This is a genomic window from Microvirga sp. 3-52 (assembly GCF_018383585.1).
Lineage (GTDB): Bacteria > Pseudomonadota > Alphaproteobacteria > Rhizobiales > Beijerinckiaceae > Microvirga.
In genome coordinates, this window is record NZ_JAHAMK010000007.1 from 1 (window position 1) to 20,896 (window position 20,896).

The 20,896-nt window shown below is 61.7% G+C and carries 18 protein-coding genes and 3 tRNA genes; 10 read left to right on the top strand and 11 right to left on the bottom strand.

Annotated features, from left to right (window positions below):
* Positions 1 to 549 precede the first annotated feature (549 nt).
* The 3 genes from KHP60_RS07820 to KHP60_RS07830 form a co-directional block, all read right to left on the bottom strand.
* A complete protein-coding gene (locus KHP60_RS07820) occupies positions 550 to 846 on the bottom strand; it encodes a hypothetical protein (RefSeq protein ID WP_213563361.1) in 297 nt (98 codons plus the stop codon).
* A gap of 167 nt (positions 847 to 1,013) precedes the next feature.
* Positions 1,014 to 2,423, bottom strand: a complete 1,410-nt coding sequence (gene glnA, locus KHP60_RS07825) for a type I glutamate--ammonia ligase (protein WP_213563362.1) — start codon at positions 2,421 to 2,423, stop codon at positions 1,014 to 1,016.
* Between the two features lie 71 nt (positions 2,424 to 2,494).
* Positions 2,495 to 2,833, bottom strand: coding sequence for a P-II family nitrogen regulator (locus KHP60_RS07830; protein WP_036360409.1), 339 nt, complete (start codon positions 2,831 to 2,833; stop codon positions 2,495 to 2,497).
* 179 nt (positions 2,834 to 3,012) lie between these two features.
* Between KHP60_RS07830 and KHP60_RS07835 the strand changes: the two genes are divergently transcribed.
* A complete protein-coding gene (locus KHP60_RS07835) occupies positions 3,013 to 4,500 on the top strand; it encodes an NAD(P)H-hydrate dehydratase (protein ID WP_213563363.1) in 1,488 nt (495 codons plus the stop codon).
* On the opposite strand, the gene KHP60_RS07840 is transcribed toward KHP60_RS07835, so the two are convergent.
* The gene (locus KHP60_RS07840) at positions 4,493 to 5,830 is read right to left on the bottom strand and encodes a multicopper oxidase family protein (RefSeq protein ID WP_213563364.1); all 1,338 of its coding nucleotides are present in this window, start codon (positions 5,828 to 5,830) and stop codon (positions 4,493 to 4,495) included. The two genes, KHP60_RS07835 and KHP60_RS07840, sit on opposite strands and share 8 nt — an antisense overlap.
* Positions 5,831 to 6,003: 173 nt before the next feature.
* Here KHP60_RS07840 and KHP60_RS07845 point away from each other — a divergent pair.
* The 7 genes from KHP60_RS07845 to KHP60_RS07875 all read left to right on the top strand — a co-directional run bounded on the left by KHP60_RS07845 (position 6,004) and on the right by KHP60_RS07875 (position 13,172).
* Positions 6,004 to 6,088: transfer RNA gene (locus KHP60_RS07845), tRNA-Leu, on the top strand.
* 112 nt (positions 6,089 to 6,200) lie between these two features.
* Positions 6,201 to 7,568, top strand: a complete 1,368-nt coding sequence (tig, locus tag KHP60_RS07850; protein WP_213563488.1) for a trigger factor — start codon at positions 6,201 to 6,203, stop codon at positions 7,566 to 7,568.
* A gap of 77 nt (positions 7,569 to 7,645) precedes the next feature.
* A complete protein-coding gene (locus KHP60_RS07855; protein ID WP_152716192.1) occupies positions 7,646 to 8,278 on the top strand; it encodes an ATP-dependent Clp protease proteolytic subunit in 633 nt (210 codons plus the stop codon).
* 222 nt (positions 8,279 to 8,500) lie between these two features.
* Positions 8,501 to 9,769 (top strand): ATP-dependent Clp protease ATP-binding subunit ClpX, encoded by a 1,269-nt coding sequence (gene clpX, locus KHP60_RS07860; protein WP_152716194.1) that lies wholly within the window; start codon positions 8,501 to 8,503, stop codon positions 9,767 to 9,769.
* Between the two features lie 231 nt (positions 9,770 to 10,000).
* Positions 10,001 to 12,427, top strand: coding sequence for an endopeptidase La (gene lon, locus KHP60_RS07865; RefSeq protein WP_213563365.1), 2,427 nt, complete (start codon positions 10,001 to 10,003; stop codon positions 12,425 to 12,427).
* Positions 12,428 to 12,623: 196 nt separating this feature from the next.
* Positions 12,624 to 12,902, top strand: coding sequence for an HU family DNA-binding protein (locus KHP60_RS07870; protein ID WP_213563366.1), 279 nt, complete (start codon positions 12,624 to 12,626; stop codon positions 12,900 to 12,902).
* Positions 12,903 to 13,096: 194 nt separating this feature from the next.
* Positions 13,097 to 13,172, top strand: a tRNA-Val gene (locus tag KHP60_RS07875).
* A gap of 39 nt (positions 13,173 to 13,211) precedes the next feature.
* On the opposite strand, the gene KHP60_RS07880 is transcribed toward KHP60_RS07875, so the two are convergent.
* From KHP60_RS07880 to KHP60_RS07910, 7 genes are all read right to left on the bottom strand, one after another.
* On the bottom strand, positions 13,212 to 13,730 hold the full coding sequence (locus KHP60_RS07880; RefSeq protein WP_213563489.1) for a DUF1003 domain-containing protein: 519 nt from the start codon (positions 13,728 to 13,730) through the stop codon (positions 13,212 to 13,214).
* Between the two features lie 317 nt (positions 13,731 to 14,047).
* On the bottom strand, positions 14,048 to 14,674 hold the full coding sequence (locus tag KHP60_RS07885; protein WP_213563367.1) for a DUF4142 domain-containing protein: 627 nt from the start codon (positions 14,672 to 14,674) through the stop codon (positions 14,048 to 14,050).
* A 202-nt stretch (positions 14,675 to 14,876) separates the two neighbouring features.
* Positions 14,877 to 14,954 (bottom strand) — tRNA-Pro (locus KHP60_RS07890).
* 147 nt (positions 14,955 to 15,101) lie between these two features.
* Positions 15,102 to 15,317: a hypothetical protein gene (locus KHP60_RS07895; protein ID WP_213563368.1), complete on the bottom strand. Its 216-nt coding sequence runs from the start codon at positions 15,315 to 15,317 to the stop codon at positions 15,102 to 15,104.
* A 293-nt stretch (positions 15,318 to 15,610) separates the two neighbouring features.
* A complete protein-coding gene (locus KHP60_RS25450) occupies positions 15,611 to 15,961 on the bottom strand; it encodes a lysozyme inhibitor LprI family protein (RefSeq protein WP_213563369.1) in 351 nt (116 codons plus the stop codon).
* Between the two features lie 117 nt (positions 15,962 to 16,078).
* Positions 16,079 to 16,735: a LysE family translocator gene (locus tag KHP60_RS07905; protein WP_213563370.1), complete on the bottom strand. Its 657-nt coding sequence runs from the start codon at positions 16,733 to 16,735 to the stop codon at positions 16,079 to 16,081.
* Between the two features lie 34 nt (positions 16,736 to 16,769).
* Complete coding sequence (locus KHP60_RS07910) at positions 16,770 to 17,735, bottom strand: threonine/serine dehydratase (protein ID WP_213563371.1); 966 nt, start codon at positions 17,733 to 17,735, stop codon at positions 16,770 to 16,772.
* Positions 17,736 to 17,923: 188 nt separating this feature from the next.
* Here KHP60_RS07910 and argE point away from each other — a divergent pair, with 188 nt between their 5' ends.
* Complete coding sequence (argE, locus tag KHP60_RS07915; protein WP_213563372.1) at positions 17,924 to 19,078, top strand: acetylornithine deacetylase; 1,155 nt, start codon at positions 17,924 to 17,926, stop codon at positions 19,076 to 19,078.
* 152 nt (positions 19,079 to 19,230) lie between these two features.
* Positions 19,231 to 20,826 carry an ABC transporter substrate-binding protein gene (locus tag KHP60_RS07920; protein WP_213563373.1) on the top strand — a complete coding sequence of 532 codons (1,596 nt, stop codon included), beginning with the start codon at positions 19,231 to 19,233 and terminating at the stop codon, positions 20,824 to 20,826.
* Positions 20,827 to 20,896 lie beyond the last annotated feature (70 nt).

The window sequence follows — 20,896 nt, forward strand, 5'->3', positions numbered from 1 at the left end:
CAACCTGACCGCCAAGATCGAAGGTCTGTACGTGAACCTCGAGCGCGACGACAACTTCGTCAGCCCGACCGCAACGGGCGGCAGCGACGAGAGCGAGTTCGGCGTGGTGCGTGCCGGTCTGAACTTCAAGTTCGGTACCTACTAAGTCCATCGCTCCCGCGATCGACGAAAGGCCCGGGTGAACCCCGGGCCTTTCTTGTTCGTAAGAGGACCTCGCAACAGGTCGTTGCTGACCTTCGTCCCCTTGAAGTTCGGGACATAAGGGAAACCGCTCTGGGTCCTGCGAGCAAAGCTGGCCTCGCCGTTCTCGTTATTCTCCGGTAGTGTTGTTAACGGTCAGCAGGGTCCCATGATCCCATCGACGCTCTCAAAGACCCGCGTCGAGCAAGGTCATTTCACGCCGCAATCACATAAAGGACTGCGATTGTCGCGATGAAGAGGTTGGACGCCAGGGCAATGTTCGCCAGCCTGGTCCGCTCCGTGTTGCGCAGGTGCTGCAGGCTTGCGAGGCCGTAAAAAACCGCGCCGACAATCGCCGCAGGCGTTCCATTAGGTCCGATAAGGTGAGAGAAGCGCAAGCGGCGCCGTCGAGACGTTGCCGAAGCCCAGTTCCATGACGACATTACGCGTGTCCGGATCCTTGATTCTGAAAATCGTTTCGGCCGTGACGGCTGGGCCGAAGATCTGACGCAGCCCAGCGAGCATAAGTCGGACGCCCACAGCCCAGGAGACAAACCATTTTCCGATCAGGAATAGGAGATTTCCGCCTGGTGCAAGTGCGTACTCGATGCCCATGGAGGCCAAGAGCAAGAGCCCCATGGTCAGGATGACGAGCCCCAAATACATCAGGGCCCTCTTGTCCGAATGCGCGTTGCGAGCTCTTCCGGCTTGATTCGACGTGGAGAGCGGGGCCTTGTGACCTGCCTCCGAGGCGGACAACAAAAAAGCCGGAGCTCAAGGAGCTCCGGCAAAGGAAGGCCGCAGTCAAAGCGGCTGGGAGGATTCTCTTCCGATTAGACGGAGTAGTACATCTGGAACTCGACCGGGTGCGGGGTCATCTCGAACCGGGCGACCTCGGCCATCTTCAGCTCGATGTAGCTGTCGATGAAGTCGTCGTTGAAGACGCCGCCGGCCTTGAGGAAGGCGCGATCCTTGTCGAGACTGGCGAGAGCCTCGCGGAGCGAACCGCAGACGGTCGGGATCTTCTTCAGCTCGCGCGGAGGCAGATCATAGAGATCCTTGTCCATCGCCTGGCCCGGATCGATCTTGTTCACGATGCCGTCGAGACCGGCCATCAGCAGCGCCGCGAAGGCGAGGTACGGGTTGGCGGTCGGATCGGGGAAGCGAACCTCGACGCGCTTGGCCTTCGGCGACGTCGTCCACGGAATACGGCAGGAGGCCGAGCGGTTACGGGCCGAATAGGCCAGCAGCACCGGAGCCTCGTAGCCCGGGACAAGACGCTTGTAGGAGTTCGTCGACGGGTTGGTGAAGGCGTTCAGGGCCTTGGCGTGCTTGATGATGCCACCGATGTACCACAGGCATTCCTGGGACAGGTCGGCGTACTTGTTGCCGGCGAAGAGGGGCTTGCCGCCCTTCCACAGCGACTGGTGCACGTGCATGCCCGAGCCGTTGTCGCCATAGACCGGCTTCGGCATGAACGTGGCCGTCTTGCCATAGGACTGGGCAACGTTGTGGATGCAGTACTTGTAGATCTGCATCTCGTCGGCCGTGCGCACGAGGGTGTTGAACTTCGTGCCGAGCTCATGCTGGGCCGAAGCGACCTCGTGGTGGTGCTTCTCAACCGTCACGCCCATGGCCTTCATGGCAGCCAGCATCTCGCCGCGCATGTCCTGAGCGGAATCCAGCGGCGGGACCGGGAAATAGCCGCCTTTGGTCGGAATGCGGTGACCGAGGTTGCCGCCCTCGTATGGCGTGTCGCCGTTGATCGGCAGCTCGGAGGAATCGAGCTTGAAGCCGGTGTTGTAGGGATCGGCCATGAACTTCACGTCGTCGAACACGAAGAACTCGGCCTCGGGGCCGACATAGACCGTGTCGGCGATTCCCGTGGACTGCAGATAGGCCTCGGCCTTCTTGGCGATGCCGCGCGGATCGCGGTTGTAGGGCTCGCCGGTCGCGGGCTCGAGGATGTCGCAGTTGATCGTCATGGTGGACGCCGAGAAGAACGGGTCCATCTGGGCCGTCGTCGGATCGGGCATGAGGGTCATGTCGGATTCGTTGATCGCCTTCCAGCCGGCGATGGACGAGCCGTCAAACATGATGCCGTCGGCGAACATGTCCTCGTCGACCATCGATACGTCGAAGGTCACATGCTGCCACTTGCCGCGCGGGTCGGTGAAACGGAAGTCGACGTATTGGACGTCGTTATCTTTGATCGCCTTGAGCACATCCTTGGCGGTCTGCATGATCGTCTGGTCCTCTTCTGCCCTTAGAGATTGTCCTTGGCCTTGAAAGGCCTCGGCTTGGGAAAGCGAGCTTAGATCGCGTCGGATCCGGTCTCGCCCGTGCGGATGCGAACGGCCTCTTCGACCGTCGAAACGAAAATCTTGCCGTCGCCGATGCGCCCGGTCTGGGCTGCCTTGCGAATGGCCTCGATGGCGCTCTCGGCCATCTCGTCGTTCAGGACGATTTCGAGCTTCACCTTCGGCAGGAAGTCCACGACGTATTCCGCACCGCGATAGAGCTCGGTATGGCCTTTCTGGCGGCCGAAACCTTTCGCCTCGATCACGGTAATGCCCTGGAGGCCTACTTCCTGGAGAGCTTCTTTGACTTCATCGAGCTTGAAGGGCTTGATGATGGCTTCGATCTTCTTCATCCCGGTCAACCGTTTTCGTTCGAGGTTTTGCCGCTTTTAGCACCAGCAAGAAGGGCCTTCCATGCGGTCACCGATTCAAAGCAGCCCATTCTGCCAAGTTGATAGGCATATTATGATCAAAGTTTGTGCAGTTGCGGAAAACGTCACCAATTCACCAAAAACGAGACGATTTCACCTCCATGACACGCCCTGAACTCGTCCTGACCGCTTCCGAAATGAAGCAGGCCGACCTGGAGGCCATCGCAGGCGGCATTCCCGGCATCGAACTCATGAGACGGGCAGGATGCGCCGTCGCCGCTTCTGCCGAAAAATTAGTCTCTCAGGAAGGCAGGATCGTCATCGCGGCGGGGCCAGGCCAGAATGGAGGCGACGGCTTCGTTGCGGCCAGTCTTCTTGCCGAGCGAGGCTATCGGGTGAGCGTCGGACTCCTGGGAGCCTTGAACCGTCTGACGGGAGATGCCGCCGAGGCCGCGCGAGATTGGAAGGGAGGGGTTAGCACCATCGAGGATGCGCCTTTCCAAGAGGCCGACCTCATCGTGGATGCCCTCTTCGGCACCGGGCTGTCCCGCGATCTCGACGGCGCGGCGCGGCATGTGGTCGACCGAATGAACGGTTCAGGCAAGCCCATTCTGGCGGTGGATCTCCCGTCCGGCATCGACGGCGATACGGGAGAGGTGTGCGGCATTGCGGTGAAAGCCGCTCACACGGTGACCTTTGCTGCCCGCAAACCGTGCCATCTGTTGATGCCGGGGCGCGCGTTCAGCGGGGCTGTCGACGTCGTCGATATCGGCATCGGACGGGAGATCCTCGCGGCCAAGGGCGGGAGCCTGTTCGCCAACAGTCCGGCTCTATGGCGGCATGCGTTGCCGAAGCCCGGGCTCTCCTCGCATAAATATGAGCGTGGCCACACCCTTGTCGCGTCCGGTGGCGCGACCCGGACAGGCGCGGCCCGACTGGCGGCTCGGGCGGCCCTCAGGATCGGCTCCGGCCTCGTCACCGTCGCTTCGCCTCCAGAGGCGATAGGTGTCAATGCCGCCCACCTGACCGCCATCATGCTGAAGGGATGCGACGGACCCGAGGGGCTGCACACGATTCTTCAGGATACGCGTTTCAATGCCCTCGTCCTCGGGCCGGCTCTGGGTGTCCATGCAGGCACCCGCGCCATGGTCGCCGTCGCGGTCCATGCAAGACGGAACCTCGTCCTGGACGCCGATGCGCTGACCTCCTTTGAAGGTCTGGTCTCGGAGCTCCACGGGGCTTTCCGCCACGCTCCGACGGTACTCACGCCCCATGCTGGCGAGTTCAACCGCCTGTTTAAGAATCACCCGGATATCCTTGATCCGACCTCGAAAATTGAGAAGGCCCGTCGTGCTGCCGCCTATAGCGGAGCCATCGTGCTGTTGAAGGGGCCGGACACTGTGATTGCTGCTCCGGATGGAAGGGCAGCCATCAACGAGAACGGCACGCCGTACCTCGCGACCGCGGGCTCGGGCGATACGCTCTGCGGCCTCATCGCGGGGCTGATGGCGCAGGGCGTGCCCGCCTTCGAGGCCGCCTGTGCGGGGGCATGGATCCACGCTGAGGCCGCCGCCGGCTTCGGTCCAGGGCTGATCGCCGAGGACCTAGCCGAGCTGGTGCCAGGAGTGCTGCGCGACTTGCTCAAGTAACCTCGATCCAGGTCCACAGACCGGCGTCGAATCGCTCCATGACGGTAGAGGCGAGAAGCCATTGGCCGGGATTGTCAGCCACGAAGGCGATACGGATGGTTTTGTTCTCCGGCACTTGCACGGTATCGAGGAAGTAGGGCTCCCACCCATCATCGAGGGGGTGCAGCAGCCGGAAGGAGTGGCCATGCAGGTGCACGGGCTGGACGAAAGCCGTCCGGTTCGTGAGCGCAAGCACTACCGGAGTGCCCCGCTTCACCTTGACCAGCGGCGGGCCGGATGGACTTCCCGCCGCGCCGTTGATCGTCCAGGGTTCATTGGGAAGCTTCGGGTCTCCCTTGATCGTCACGTCCTTGCGGGTGGCGCTCTGCAGTTTGATGGTCTCCGGCATCTTCGGATTGGGCCGCAGTGGGGCTATGGCCGGCAGTCCGGGCCGCCTGTCGCCAGCCGTCACGATTTCGACGAGGGGCATCCCGTCTCCGATCAGGGCCATGACGGTGCCGACCGCTCCCGCCTCGGGGGCAAGGTCGACCAGCAGATCGTAGCGGGTGCCGGGTGCGAAAGGCAGGGAGGCTTTCAGTGGCTCGAAAGTGCTTGTCGGCTGGCCGTCGACGGCGATGACATAGGCTTTCAGGCCATCGAAGCGCAGGCGCATGGTCCGGGCGTTGCAGGCATTGGCGAGCCTCAGGCGGAGGCGCCCGCTGGGAGACGCCTCAATCCGCTGCGGCGTCCCCTTCCCGTCGACGCTGAGCCAGCTTCCCAGACGTCCGGCGGGAGCGGCCTCGGCGAGCTTCTCGAAGAGAGCGAGAGACCCGTCATCGTTCAGGCGCCAGTCGTCCACCAGCAGGGCAATGTCCTGGTCGACCTGTGGCGGATCAATCTCCTCCACGATCAGGAGACCTGAGAGGCCACGTTCCATAGGCTCGGCACTGCCGCCCAGAACACAGGGGCGGATCAGAAAGGTGCCGGCATCGGGTGCAGTGAAGCGATACGTATGGCTTTTTGCCGGAGCGGCCGGCTCCTGGGTCAGGCCACCGACTCCATCCATGGCATTCGGACCCCGCACGCCGTGGAAATGAAGCGACAGGGGCAGGGTGGTCTCGTTCTGGAGCCTCAAGCGCAGTTCCGATCCGTGCCTGATGCGCAGTGTCGGACTCAAGGTCCCCTCGAAGGCCCAGATCTCGGCTTCGGCGGCATCGGGGCGGAGCTTCATCGATGTCGGCCTTGCCGTCAGGACCTGTTCGGAACCGTTCGGGACCTGGGTCCGCGCCTCGCGGGTGAAGGCGAGCAGACTCGTGGCGAGACCGGCAGTGACGGCGCGGCGGGTAATCATGAGGGCGGGCTCGTCTCTGGGCTTGCGAATGCTGACATCGGTACAGCGTTGAACGTGAACGGCCAAGTTTGGTTGCCATTTGGCCGCACACGAACTTTTTTGATGCACGCTTCGTCAACCATGCTATAGAGCCGCGTCCCGGAAGAGGGGTGCGCCTCGCGCGCCGCTCCCGCGCGGGCGTGGCGGAATTGGTAGACGCACTGGATTTAGGTTCCAGCGACGAAAGTTGTGGGGGTTCGAGTCCCTCCGCCCGCACCAATCCCGTCAGGGTTGGTTATCCGGAGGCTCCGAGCGGCCTGGTTGACGGCGTGACGCCGCATCGGCCGGAGCCTGACAGAATTTTTTCGAGTGAATGAAGGCGAATAAAACCATGCAGGTGACGGAAACACTGTCCCAAGGCTTGAAACGAGAGTTCAAGGTCGTGCTCCCGGCCACCGAGTTGGAAGAGCGCCTGAACAGCGAATTGTCGACCCTCAAGGATCGCGTGCGGATCAACGGATTCCGTCCCGGCAAGGTGCCGGTCGGACATCTGCGTAAGGTCTATGGCCGCTCCGTCATGGCGGACGTGCTGCAGAATGCCGTCAACGAAGCCAACCGTAAGATCGTCGAGGACAACGATCTGAAGCTTGCCCACGAGCCGCAGGTCCAGTTCCCGGAGAGCCAGGAAGAGGTCGAGAAGGCCATGGAGGCCAAGGGCGACCTGGCGTTCACCGTCGCTCTCGAGGTCCTGCCGGTCTTCGAGCTTGCCGATCTCTCAGATGTGACGGTCAGGAAGCCGGTGGCCGAGGTTACCGATGCCGAGATCACCGAATCGCTTGAGCGCATGGCCAAGCAGAACCGCTCTTTCGAGACGAAGGAAGGCACCGCGGTCGATGGCGACCGTGTGGTCGTGGATTTCGTAGGCCGCATCGACGGCACCGAGTTCGAGGGCGGCAAGGGTGAGGACATTCGGGTCGAGCTCGGCTCCAACACCTTCATCCCCGGCTTCGAGGACCAACTCCTCGGCCTCAAGGCGGGCGATACCAAACTCGTGAAGGTTACCTTCCCGGTAAACTACATGGCGGCCCATCTGGCCGGCAAGGACGCCGAGTTCGACGTGACCGTGAAGGAAGTCGAGGCTCCGGGCGAGATCCAGATCGACGACGAGATGGCCAAGGGATTCGGTATGGAATCCCTGGACAAGCTCAAGGACGCGATCCGCGATGCCATCAAGCGCGATTTCGACACACAGTCCCGTCGCAAGGTGAAGAAGGATCTCCTTGATTCCCTCGACGCCAAGTACAGCTTCGAACTGCCTCCGACCCTGGTCGAGCAGGAATTCGCTGCCGTATGGTCGCAGGTCGTCGGCGACATGAAGTCGAACAACCGCACCTTCGAGGACGAAAACACCACGGAAGACGAGGCCAAGGCCGAGTACCGGAAGATCGCCGAGCGTCGCGTTCGCCTCGGCTTGGTCCTTGCACAGATCGGTGAGAAGTCCGATATCAAGATTTCCGACGACGAGGTGACTCAGGCCCTCATCGAGCGGGTCCGCCAGTACCCCGGCCAGGAGCGGCAGGTTTGGGAGTTCTACCAGAAGAACCCGCAGGCCCTCGCTGAAATCCGGGCTCCTCTGTTCGAGGAGAAGGTTGTCGACCAGATCCTCTCCCAGGTGAAGGTGGACGAGGAAACCGTCTCCAAGGACGCGCTCTTCAGCGATGAGGACGAGGGCGGAGAGAAAGCCGGCAAGGGCGAGTAACGCTCCGTTAAGCGTCTCGCTGCTTGCATGAATTGCACGGCCGCGCACCCGCGCGGCCGAATTGGAGCAGTGAGACAATGAGAGATCCGGTAGCGCTCTTTAACAATACGCTCGTCCCCATGGTGGTTGAGCAGTCGAACCGCGGTGAGCGCGCATTCGACATCTATTCGCGCCTCCTGCGCGAACGGATTATCTTCCTCACGGGTCCCGTCGAAGATTACTCGGCCTCGCTGATCGTGGCGCAGCTTCTGTTTCTCGAGGCCGAGAACCCGAAGAAGGAAATTTCCTTCTATATCAACTCGCCCGGCGGCGTCGTGACCTCGGGTCTGTCGATCTACGACACGATGCAGTTCATCCGCTGCCCGGTCTCGACCCTCTGCGTCGGACAGGCCGCCTCCATGGGCTCCCTCCTGCTGACCGCCGGCGAGAAGGGCATGCGCTTTGCCCTCCCGAATGCCCGCATCATGGTCCACCAGCCCTCCGGCGGCTATCAGGGCCAGGTCACGGATATCATGATCCATGCCCGCGAGAGCGAGGCCCTCAAGCGCCGTCTGAACGAGATCTATGTGGGCCATACCGGCCGTAACTACGAAGAGATCGACCGGGCGCTGGAGCGCGACAACTTCATGACCGCCGAGGCGGCCCGGGAGTTCGGCCTCATCGACCAGGTGATCGAGAAGCGTCCCGAGCCGGCCGCCACCCCGGCTTAACCCTTAAAACCTGGGGACAAAATTCCCCCAGGTGCGTCTTTTTGCCGAGTAACCCCGTTTCTATTGATCGCGCGGCCTCCGCGTGATTGCATGTGGATTCGGGAGACAGGGCAATTTGGGCGTTCAATTCTTAGCGACGGAACATTTTATTAGGTCCGTCGCCTATAACTTAGAGGTGTTGGGTTGGCAGGGGCTGTCCCAGCACGGATTGGAGATGTGATAATGACCAAGGCTGGCGGCAACGACTCCAAGAGTACGCTGTACTGCTCCTTCTGCGGCAAAAGCCAGCATGAGGTTCGCAAGCTGATCGCTGGCCCGACGGTTTTCATCTGCGATGAATGCGTCGAGCTGTGCATGGACATCATCCGCGAGGAGTCGAAATCGTCTCTCGTGAAGTCCCGCGACGGGGTGCCGACCCCGAAGGAAATCAGCCGCGTTCTTGATGACTACGTGATCGGCCAGGAGCACGCCAAGAAAGTGCTCTCGGTGGCGGTCCACAACCATTACAAGCGCCTTGCCCACGCGACGAAGCACAATGACGTCGAGCTGGCCAAGTCGAATATCCTGCTGATCGGGCCCACCGGGTCGGGCAAGACCCTGCTCGCGCAGACCCTCGCCAGGATCCTGGACGTTCCCTTCACCATGGCGGACGCCACGACCCTGACCGAGGCGGGCTATGTCGGCGAGGACGTGGAGAACATCATCCTGAAGCTGCTCCAGGCCTCCGACTACAATGTCGAGCGGGCTCAGCGCGGCATCGTCTATATCGACGAGATCGACAAGATCTCCCGCAAGTCCGACAACCCGTCGATCACGCGCGACGTGTCGGGCGAGGGGGTGCAGCAGGCTCTCCTGAAGATCATGGAAGGCACCGTGGCCTCCGTGCCTCCCCAGGGTGGCCGCAAGCATCCGCAGCAGGAGTTCCTGCAGGTGGACACCACGAACATCCTGTTCATCTGCGGCGGCGCCTTCGCCGGGCTTGAGCGGATCATTTCCGGCCGCGGCAAGGGCACGTCCATCGGCTTCGGTGCCACGGTCCAGTCCCCCGACGATCGCCGGACGGGCGAGATCTTCCGCGCCGTCGAGCCCGAGGATCTGCTGAAGTTCGGCCTCATCCCCGAGTTCGTCGGCCGTCTGCCGGTTCTGGCGACCCTTGAGGATCTCGACGAGGACGCCCTCAAGAAGATCCTGCAGGAGCCCAAGAACGCCCTCGTGAAGCAGTACCAGCGTCTCTTCGAGATGGAGAACGTGAACCTGACCTTCCAGGACGAGGCCCTCTCCATGATCGCCCGCAAGGCGATCGAGAGAAAGACCGGCGCCCGCGGTCTGCGCTCCATCATGGAGGGTATCCTGCTGGAGACCATGTACGACCTGCCAGGCCTCGATTCCGTCGAGCAGGTGGTGATCGGTCCCGAGGTGGTCGAGGGCAAGGCCAAGCCTCTCTTCATCCATGGTGAGCGCAACGATCAGGCCGCAAGCGCCAGCGCCTAACGGCCGCCCGGGGGCTCCCTTCATGAACCGATGCGTTGTGGGCAATCTTCTTGAAACAGCAGGCCCGCAACGCCACATTATCTCTTGCGCCGGTGCTGTCCGCTCATCTTCCGAGGGAGAGCCCGGTGTACCGGATGCAGCCCATAACAAGAGCCTGAGCATTCCGGTTATTCGTCTGACATCCAGCTCATCCGAGGGGATCGTCGGACGCAGTCAAAAGGATACCGTCTCATGACACAATCGAAGCCACGTCAGCCTGTCGTTCCAGGCTCGACCGGAACCTATGCGGTTCTGCCTCTGCGCGACATTGTTGTCTTTCCACATATGATCGTGCCGCTCTTCGTCGGCCGTGAAAAGTCGATCCGCGCGCTTGAGGAAGTGGTCAAGGGGGACCGTCACATTCTTCTGGCCACCCAGATCGATGCGACGGATGACGATCCGTCAACGGATGCGATCTACAAGGTCGGGACCTTGGCCAACGTCCTGCAACTGCTGAAGCTGCCCGACGGTACCGTGAAGGTACTGGTCGAAGGCGCGAGCCGTGCCCAGGTGAAGGCCTATACCCGCACGGATGAATATTACGAGGCCGAAGCCGAAGCGCTTCCGGACGCACTCGGTGACCAGGTGGAGGCCGAGGCTCTTGCCCGCTCCGTCGTGTCCGAGTTCGAGAATTACGTGAAGCTCAACAAGAAGGTGTCACCGGAGGTCGTGACCGCCGTGACCCAGATCGACGAGCCCGCAAAGCTTGCCGACACGATCGCTTCGCATCTCGCCATCAAGATCGCCGACAAACAGGCGATTCTCGAGACGGCCACCGTCGCTCAGCGCCTTGAGAAGGTGCTTGGCCTGATGGAGAGCGAGATCTCCGTTCTCCAGGTCGAGAAGCGGATTCGCACCCGCGTGAAGCGTCAGATGGAGAAGACGCAGCGCGAGTACTACCTCAACGAGCAGATGAAGGCGATCCAGAAGGAGCTCGGCGACGACGAAGGTCGTGACGAGCTGGCCGAGCTCGAAGAGAAGATCGAGAAGACCAAGTTCACGAAGGAAGCCCGCGAAAAGGCTCTGGGTGAGCTGAAGAAGCTCCGCCAGATGTCGCCCATGTCCGCGGAAGCCACCGTCGTGCGCAACTATCTCGACTGGCTGCTCGGCATTCCGTGGAACCGCCGTTCGAAGATGAAGAAGGACCTCAAGGCGGCCCAGGATCTGCTCGATGCGGATCATTACGGGCTCGACAAGGTCAAGGAGCGCATCGTCGAATACTTGGCCGTGCAGCAGCGCGCCAACAAGCTCACGGGCCCGATCCTCTGCCTCGTCGGTCCTCCCGGCGTGGGTAAGACGTCGCTCGGCAAGTCGATCGCCAAGGCTACGGGCCGCGAGTTCGTGCGCATGTCGCTCGGCGGCGTCCGCGACGAGTCGGAGATCCGCGGTCACCGTCGGACCTATATCGGCTCGATGCCCGGCAAGATCATCCAGTCGATGCGCAAGGCCAAGACGTCCAACCCGCTCATCCTTCTCGACGAGATCGACAAGATGGGCATGGACTTCCGCGGCGACCCGTCAGCGGCCCTGCTCGAGGTTCTCGATCCTGAGCAGAACTCGACCTTCAACGACCATTACCTGGAAGTCGATTACGACCTCTCCAATGTGATGTTCGTGACGACGGCCAACACTCTGAACATCCCCGGCCCGCTTCTGGACCGTATGGAAGTGATCCGCATTGCGGGTTACACCGAGGAGGAGAAGGCAGAGATTGCTCGCACCCACCTGATTCCCTCGTCCATGCAGAAGCACGGTCTGGCGGAGAAGGAGTGGAAGATCGGCGACGAGGCTCTTCTCATGCTGATCCGCCGCTACACCCGTGAGGCGGGCGTGCGTAACCTGGAGCGCGAGATCGCAAACCTCATCCGCAAGGCGGTGAAGGAGATCCTGATCTCCAAGGTCAAGTCGGTCGAGGTCACGACCGACAACCTGCCCGAGTTCCTTGGACCGCCGCGTTATCGTTATGGCGAGGCGGAGACCGAGGACATGGTCGGCGCCGTCACAGGCCTGGCCTGGACGGAGGTCGGCGGCGAGTTGCTCACCATCGAAGGCATCATGATGCCGGGCAAGGGCAAGATGACCGTCACGGGCAATCTGCGTGACGTCATGAAGGAATCGATCTCGGCCGCGGCATCCTACGTCCGCTCCCGTGCTCTCGATTTCGGCGTCGAGCCGCCCCTGTTCGACCGCCGGGACATCCACGTGCACGTGCCGGAAGGTGCGACGCCCAAGGACGGTCCGTCGGCTGGCATCGCCATGGCCACGGCCATCGTCTCCGTCGTCAGCGGCATTCCGGTTCGCCGCGATATCGCCATGACGGGCGAGGTTACGCTGCGGGGCAGGGTGCTTCCGATCGGAGGCCTGAAGGAGAAGCTCCTGGCGGCCCTCCGCGGCGGCATCAAGAAGGTGCTGATCCCCGAGGAGAACGCCAAGGACTTGGTAGACATCCCGGCCAGCGTGAAGAACGGTCTGGAGATCGTGCCGGTCTCCATGATGGATCAGGTTCTTCAGCATGCCCTCGTGCGCATGCCGGAGCGCATAGAATGGGATGAGGCTTCGGAGCTCAAGGCTCACAAGCCGGGCGTCGAGGACGACTCGGCCGGGGTGATCGCCCACTAAAACCGAACCATTGACGTTGCGACAGAAGCCCCTGGACCCCCGTCCCGGGGCTTCTTTTTTGATGAAAAGTGCAAAAAAACGGCTGATTTCAGCCACTTCGGGGCTTGCCTACGGACAAGCTTTGCGCCAAACGGGTTGTCCCTGAAACGGTGGACCATTTCCTTTGCGACCGCCGTGATCACTGGAGGATATGACTATGAATAAAGGCGAGCTCGTTGCGGCCGTCGCCGACAAGGTGGGCCTTTCGCGTGGCCAGGCTGGTGACGCGGTCGATGCCGCCATCGAGGCTATCACCGGCGCTCTGAAGAAGGGCGACGAGGTCAAGATCGTCGGTTTCGGCACGTTCGTTGTGACCAACCGGGCTGCCGGCGAGGCGCGTAACCCGCGCACCGGCGAGAAGGTCAAGGTTCCCGCTTCCAAGACCCCCAAGTTCCGCGCCGGCGCGGGCCTGAAGGATGCCGTCAACGCGAAGTGATCGCCTTTTGAGCGATATTCGCTAGCACATCGTGCGGAAAGCTGGATCCAGTTTCCTGCACCGTATGATGCGCTAACGAGGGGACGAGGATCGGAATAATCCCGAAAGTGATTCCACTTTCGGGCCCGATGCTTTAGCAAAGAGGGCCGACGACGCTTGCGTTGTTGGCCTTCTCTTTTTATGTCAGGCCCATCGGGCGGTTAGCTCAGTTGGTAGAGCTTCGGTTTTACACACCGCAGGTCGGGGGTTCGAGTCCCTCACCGCCCACCATTTCCTACCGGATTGATAGCCTTCATCGAGCCCTGCCGTTCAGGGTGAGCGGCATTCTTCGTCTTCCGTCAGCCTGTCGAGCACTTTTTCCGGCGCGACGTGCCGCTCCAGTTCCTCCAAGGTAGGATCACTCGCCTCCCGGATGCCGAGATGCTCGGCAATCGCACGCGTCAGCGTCAGCAGGCGCGTGATCTCATGCTCTGACAGAAGATTGGTCTGAAGATCCAGCTGGGAGCGCCGATCGGCCTCTGCAGCAGCACGGTTCTGGCTGATCAGCACGAAGGTCGAGAGGAAGATCGCCTCGACGGAGGCAAAGGTCGCGAGGATGACGAAGGTCGGGTCGAAAGCCGGGACACCGGGGATGAGGCCGAGATTGGCCGCGACCCACCCGGCGACCAGCACCAGATGGACGTAGACGAAGGCCATGCTGCCGGAAAAGCGGGTGATCAGCTCCGCAATACGGTCCTGTAGGCTGGCCTTTCGCTCCTCCTCCTGCCGCTTATCGCGCAGGGCGTCGATGTTGCGCTCGAGGACCGAGGCGAGCACGTTGGGCTCCACAGCCGGAGTGCTCGGACTGTTGTGCCGCGCGGTTGCCCGATATTGCGCGTCGCTCTTCGTCACGGTGATGTCCTTTTCCAAGCCTCCCTAGGCTGATTAAGAACGACCGGTTCTGGGAAGAGTTCAGACCAACGAGTGGGAGCAGCCGGCGCCTAGATCGCCTGTGGGTTGGAACGCCGCACCCTGGTGGATGAAACATTCCGGCCTGGATCGGGTTGGGAAGGATCCCTCCAAGGATTGCTCCTGAGACTTAACCCGCTCCAGCCGAAGCTGGAGCGGGCTTTTTGTCTCGAAGTGGCGGAGGGCGATCTTGGATCTTAGCGCATGGTCTGCTGCATCTCTTCGAGCATGGCGATATGTTCGCGGATGTGACCGCGGGCCATCTTGGCAACATTCATATGCTCCCGATTCTGCGGATTCGACTGCAGGTATCGTTCCTGAACTTGCAGGAGGTCGCGATGACCTTGCAGCTGGGCCTGCAGATACATCTTGTCGAATTCAGCTCCGGCCTGCTGATTCTGCATCTTCTGCATCATGTCGCGGGCTGACGCGTCCATCTGCATGGGCGGCACGTTCATGTTGGATGGACTGGCCTGATTGCCGGCCGATCCCGTCGATGCTGTGGCGGCAGGCTCCATCATCGATTGCAGCACTTCCGAGAGGGTGGTCTGCTCCTGCACTTCGAAGTTCGCAAAACGCTTCAGATTGTCGTTGCGCACCTTGTTCATCGCGATGCGGCTCGACTCCAGGGCCACCATGCCAAGCTGCATCGTCTGCTGCATGTGCTGCATATCGGCCTGGCTCATCTGCCCGCCCGTCCGGTTCATCGGCATGGTTCCGGATGAACCGGAAGGCGTAGCGGGGGAGGAGCCGCCCGTCTGGGCCAGGGCTGGGGCGGCGACAAGCGCGGCGGCAAGGCCGCCGAGTAGGGCACGACGATTCATGATGATCTCCTGCTAAATGTCCCGGCTCGGCCGCGACACGCCGGAGGAGCGCTCGACTCTGGGCCGCCGTTGGGACCCGAACGCAATGAGTGGTGCTTTGTTTCAGCTGGACTGGAAATGAAAAGGGAGCGCATTCTGGCGCGGACGGCAAAAAGCCGGCCACGGGGCCGGCCATACAGCTTCAGTCATTCATGGAAATAAATGGTCGGAGCGAGAGGATTTGAACCTCCGACCCCTAGTCCCCCAGACTAGTGCGCTAACCGGGCTGCGCTACGCTCCGACTGCCGAAAGGCTTGGTTCCTCTAACTTTTAACGGGCGCTCGCGCAACCCCTGAAATGACACGCAGCCCGGAAAGACATCGCTGCCGATGATCTGGAGCCAGGGGCGCGGGAGTTCGGGCAGGAAACGGACAAGCTGTCTGGAAACCTAGGAGCTCGGGCCAGTCCAGGCCTCGATGGCCTGCTTCAGACCGTCGGGCAGATCGGTCGCTGTTTCAAAGCCCGGTTTCTTCCCTGAGGCAGCGAGCTCCGAAAGGAATGCCCGATACTTCTCGGTCTTCTCCTGGGTCGCATCGAAGCCTTCCGCTGATGCATCGTCGGGAAAGCCTGAGAAAAGGCACAGGAGTGCGAGAATAGCGCGCATGTTCGACCCCGCTGATAACGTAAGGGAAGCACAGCCAAGGTGGCATTTCCACGGCAATCGAGGTGTGCGCTAAGACACGTCAGCTACGCACCCGATGTCGGGACAGGATGGAAGCTTAACCATTTCCGAGAAGAAGAGTAGGTGACAACGCCAAGCCGAGGTACAAATCCCCGTGAGAGCGTCCCACGGCGCCCCCAAGTGCCACTGCGCTCTCCGGCATTCGGCTTCATCGCCGCTGCCTCACTCGCGTCTTTGCACACCCCGCCATCGTGCGGGGTTTTTTATGGGCGGTTTCAGAAGGGGCCGCGTTTCGAAAGAGCCTCGAAGCCACCCCTCAGCTGCAACAGGCGCTCCTCATAGGCTTTGCTCAGGCAGGTGCGGTCGCTGCCACAGCCCTCGCGCCGCTTGAGCCAGGCAACTTGCGCGTCCTCCATGTCACCGCGGGCTCCCATGCCGAGAAGGGGCTTGAGCTGCGTGTAGAGGACGGACATCTCGACGTCCTGATCGTTCAACGCTCGGTCCGAACAGATCGCTTTTTCATCATCGGTCTGAGCCTTGGCGCAATCAAAGCTCGCAGCTTGGACAGGCTGCCACGCTGTCAGAAGGCCGGAGACCGCGACGATGCAAAAGGCTCTGCCATCCATGACGTCTCTCCTCGAAAGAACTCAGGCTGCTGAGAGAACGGTTCCTGCCTAAGGAGGCTCCATGAACCCCCTGGGGTCTTTCGGGACTGGCTTAATGGAAGGTAAATCGGACGCGGTTCAACGGCGCAATGCCGATGCATCGCCCGACAGAGCGAGACGCAGGCCAAGTCCGACCATGATGAGACCGGCACATCTTTCCTGCCAGGCGATGAGTCCCGGCCGACGGGACAGCCATTCGCCGATCGCTCCGGTCCCGACAGCGACGGCTCCGAGAATGAAGAATCCGGAAACCTTCTGAACACCCCCCAGAAACAGCAGCTGCGCCGTGACGGGCCAGCCGTTGCCGGGATCGACGAACTGGGGAAGGAAGGCGAGCATGAACACCATCGCCTTAGGGTTGGTCAGGTTGTTGATCATGCCTTGGCGCAGCGCCGCGAGGTCCGATACCGGCTTCGGAGCCGTGCGCACAAGGCTATGGGGTCCGAACGAACCGATCACAAGCTTGGCGCCGAGCCACACGAGGTAGGCTGCGCCTGCCCATCGAAGCAGCTCGAAGGCGAGAGGCGAGGCCTGGATCAGGGAGGTGACGCCCAACGCCAGAAGAGGAAGCTGGATCAGGCCGGCCAGCAAGGTCATGCCGATTGCCGTCAGGACGGCTGCGCGCCGGCCCTGTCCTACCCCGCGGCTCAGCAGGAGAACCATATCGGGGCCGGGGGCGAGTTGCAGGGCCAGAACGGCGGCATAGAACGTGAGAAAAGTCGACAGGTCCGGCATGTCCTGGTCTCGTAAGCGCTCCGGAGGCGTCAATTCAGATGATCTGGCGGCGCCAAGCGTCGAGATCGTCGAGAGAGAGGTTGGAACCACAGAGCACGAGGCCGACGACACTGTCGGCCGGCAGAGACGAAACGACAGTCTCGGCAGCGGTCAAGACGCAGGCCGCGGCAGGCTCGCAAAGCAGCTTTTCCGTCTGGAGAAGCCAGCTCACGTCGGCGATGACCGGCTCGTCTTCCACAAGCAAAATCTCTTTCAGGAAGAGTTTGGCGGCGGCAACGGTCCGGTGCGTGGCGAAGGGCGCCGCCAGAGTTCGAGCGATGGAGGTCGGGCGGATCGTCACCGGCTGATCTGCCTTGAGTGCCTCCGTCATGGTCTGTGCGCCTGTCGGTTCCACACCATAGACAATGAGCGACGGCCGTTTCGCCTTGAGGGCGGCCGCCACGCCCGACATGAAGCCGCCGCCGCCGATCGAGACGAACACATGGGTGAGGTCGGGAATATCGTCGAGGAATTCGAGTCCCAGGGTGCCGTGGCCTGCAATGATGGCGGGATCGTCGTAGGGATGAACGAAGAGCCGGCCCTGGCACTGATAGTCCTCGGCCTTGGCGAAGGCTTCCGCCGCATCGTCGCAGAGTTCCACGCGGGCTCCGAACTTCGTGGTCAGGTCGATGTTGAACCGGGCGGCCGTCTTCGGCATCAGAACGAGGGCGTCGAGACCAAGTGTGCCCGCGACCCTGGCGACGGCAATGGCATGATTCCCGCCCGAGACCGTGACGAGGCCGCGCGCGCGATCATCGTCGCTCAAAGTCAGCACCTTGTTGAAGACCCCTCTGACCTTGAAGGAGCCGGCAAGCTGCAGCGCTTCCATCTTCAGGGCGGTGCGGCGCTCGAGCCGGGTCGACACGTCGGCGCTCTCATAGGCAGGGGTACGTCTGACGCGCCCGGCAATCCGGTCACGGGCAGCTTCGATGTCGGAGAGCGTCACGTCAAAGGTGGTCATGTAGGTGTCCGTCGGGCAGGGCGCGTTCGGGGTTTGAACGGCCGGCCAGGTGGTGGCGGGAACGCGATCATGCGAGCGGGGTCGTTGCTTCGTCAACGGGCACCGCGCGAAACGAATGTCGATAAAACCGGCTTGACCGCCGGCTCGATAGGATCGGATGCTTAGATCGAGCCCAAGGAGATGTGCCGATGTACCTGTCGCCCCGCGAAATGCTCGCGCGTCTGGTTGCCTTCCCGAGCGTTTCGACCAGCAGCAACCTCGACATCATCGGGTTCTGTCGGGAGTGGCTGAACGGCCATGGTGTCGAGAGCCATGTCGTCATGAGTCCGGAAGGCGACAAGGCCAATCTCTATGCCACCATCGGGCCGCAGGTCGAAGGCGGAATCGTCCTGTCCGGCCACACGGATGTGGTGCCTGTCGAAGGGCAGAATTGGTCCACCGACCCGTGGACGCTCACGGAGCGAGACGGCCGCCTCTACGGCCGCGGCGCAGCCGACATGAAAGGCTTCGATGCTCTTGTTCTGGCACTGGTCCCGGAGATGGTGCGCGCGCCGCTCAAGCGGCCGGTTCACATCGCCCTGTCCTACGACGAGGAGATTGCCTGCCGGGGCGCGCCGTCCATGGTGCAAGCGATGGCACGGTCCATCCCGGCGCCCTCCGCCGTGATCGTCGGTGAGCCGACCCGCCATGCGGTGGTGACGGGACACAAGGCTTCCGTGCAGCTGCGCACCCAGGTCACGGGATATGCCGTCCACTCCAGCCGGATCGACCAAGGTGTGAGCGCCGTCATGAACGCAGCGCGCCTGATCGTTTGGCACGAGGATGTGATGGAGGAGAATCGCCGGCGGGCCGACCCGAAGGATCAGTTCGAACCACCCTACACGACGTTGCATTGCGGCATGATGGCCGGCGGCAATGCGGCCAATGTGGTCTCATCCTCCGCTTGGTTCTTCAGCGACATTCGGGCCATTCCGACGGAAAACCCCATGGATTACCTGGCCCGCTACGAGGCTTATATTCGGGATGTCGTCGAACCGAGGATGAAGGCGATTGCTCCTGACACGGGCATTGCCGTCGAACTCATCGCAGAGGTGCCGGGCCTGAAGCCTGAAACGGATGGAGCGGCCGAGCACCTGATGCGTCGCCTGACGGGTGACAACGGCACCCATGTCGTGTCCTACGGCACGGAGGCAGGCCTCTTCCAGCGGGTCGGCTGGTCTACGGTCGTGTGCGGCCCCGGTGACATCGCTCAGGCGCACCAGCCGGACGAATATATCGAGATCGGCGAACTCCAGGCCGGTGAGGCGGTGCTGCGCCGCTTGATCGGGGATCTCTGTGCCTAAATGCTGAGCAAGATGGTCCAAGTCGGGGCTAGACCGTCGGCCACTTTCCTGCCTAACTTCTTTGCCTGCGGAAGACATAACGGAGAAGTCCGGTCTTCCGACAAGAAAACATCGCGCAAAGACGCGGGACGTCCAGAGGAGAATGACACAACATGACAATCCGTTCGAAGTTGCTCGTCGCGACCGTTGCGACCCTCATGGCAGGCGTAGCCGTTCCGGCGATGGCCGTGACCCTGCGCTATGCGAACCAGGGCGATCTGAAATCGCTCGATCCCTATACGGTGAACGAGACGACCACCAACGCCCATCTTGGCCATGTCTATGAGGGCTTGACGAGACGCGGCAAGGATCTTGCCATTCAGCCGAGCCTCGCGGAGCGCTGGGAGATCAGTGAGGATGGCCTCACCTGGCGTTTCTTCCTGCGTAAGAACGTGAAGTTCCACAATGGCAATCCCTTCACTGCCGATGACGTGATCTTCTCGGCAAATCGGGTGAGGGCGCAGGGCTCCAATTTCCAGACGCGGGTGCCGACGAATTCGGAGTGGGTGAAGGTCGACGATCATACCATCGACGTGAAGCTCAAGTCGCCCAATCCGATTCTGAACTCCCAATGGGACACTTGGTACATCCTGGACAAGGAATGGGCGGAGGCCAACAACGCAGCGTCGCCGACGCCGGCAGCCGCGACCACGCCGAGCTACGCCTCGCTCAATGCGAACGGCACAGGCCCGTTCAAGATCGAAAGTCATCAGCCGGGGGTGAAAACCGTCTTCAAGGCCAACAAGGAATGGTGGGATAAGGCCGAGCACAACCTTGACGAGATCGTCTTTACGCCGATCGGTTCCGACGCTACCCGCGTCGCCGCGCTGCTCTCGGGCGAGGTGGACGTGATCGAGCCGGTTCCGCTGCAAGACATCCAGCGAGTCAACGGCAGCGCCAACGCGAAGGTGCAGTCCGGTCCGGAACTCCGCACGATCTTCCTGGGCATGGATCAGACCCGAGACGAGCTCTTGTTCTCGAACGTGAAGGGCAAGAACCCGTTCAAGGACAAGCGGGTGCGCGAAGCCTTCTACAAGGCCATCGACATCGAGACGATCAAGTCCCGCGTCATGCGCGGCATGTCGGCTCCATCGGCTCTCATGATCGCGCCGGAGCTCTTCGTGCACTCGAAAGATTTCGTGCGCCCGAAATATGATCTCGAAGGTGCCAAGAAACTGCTCACGGATGCAGGCTACCCGAATGGGTTCGAAGTCGGCATGGACTGCCCGAACGATCGCTATGTCAACGACGAAGCGATCTGTCAGGCCGTCGTCAGCATGCTGGCCCGCGCCGGCGTCAAGGTGAACCTGATGGCCCAGCCGAAGGCTCAGTATTTCGGAAAGGTGCTTAAGTCCGGCAATTACAACACCTCGTTCTATCTGCTCGGCTGGACACCAGGCACCTTCGACAGCCACAACGTGCTGCACGACATCGAAGGCTGCCGTGACAATCCGCAATCGTCCCGCGGCGAGTCGAACCTCGGCAATTTCTGCAACAAGCAGCATGACGAGTTGACCGACAAGATCCTGGTCGAAAGCAACAAGGAAAAGCGCGACCAGATGATCAAGCAGGCCTTCCAGATCACCTTCGACGAATACGGGTATATCCCGCTGCACCAGCAGGCGCTGGCCTGGGGCGTCTCCAACAAGGTGAAGCTCAGCCAGCGTGCCGACAACTCGGTGCTGCTGTACTGGGCCACGAAAGAGTAAGCCGCGCCTGATCGCTCGTCCCGGGCAGCATCCTGCCCGGGACAATTCATTGAGAAGTCTCGGGTGACGT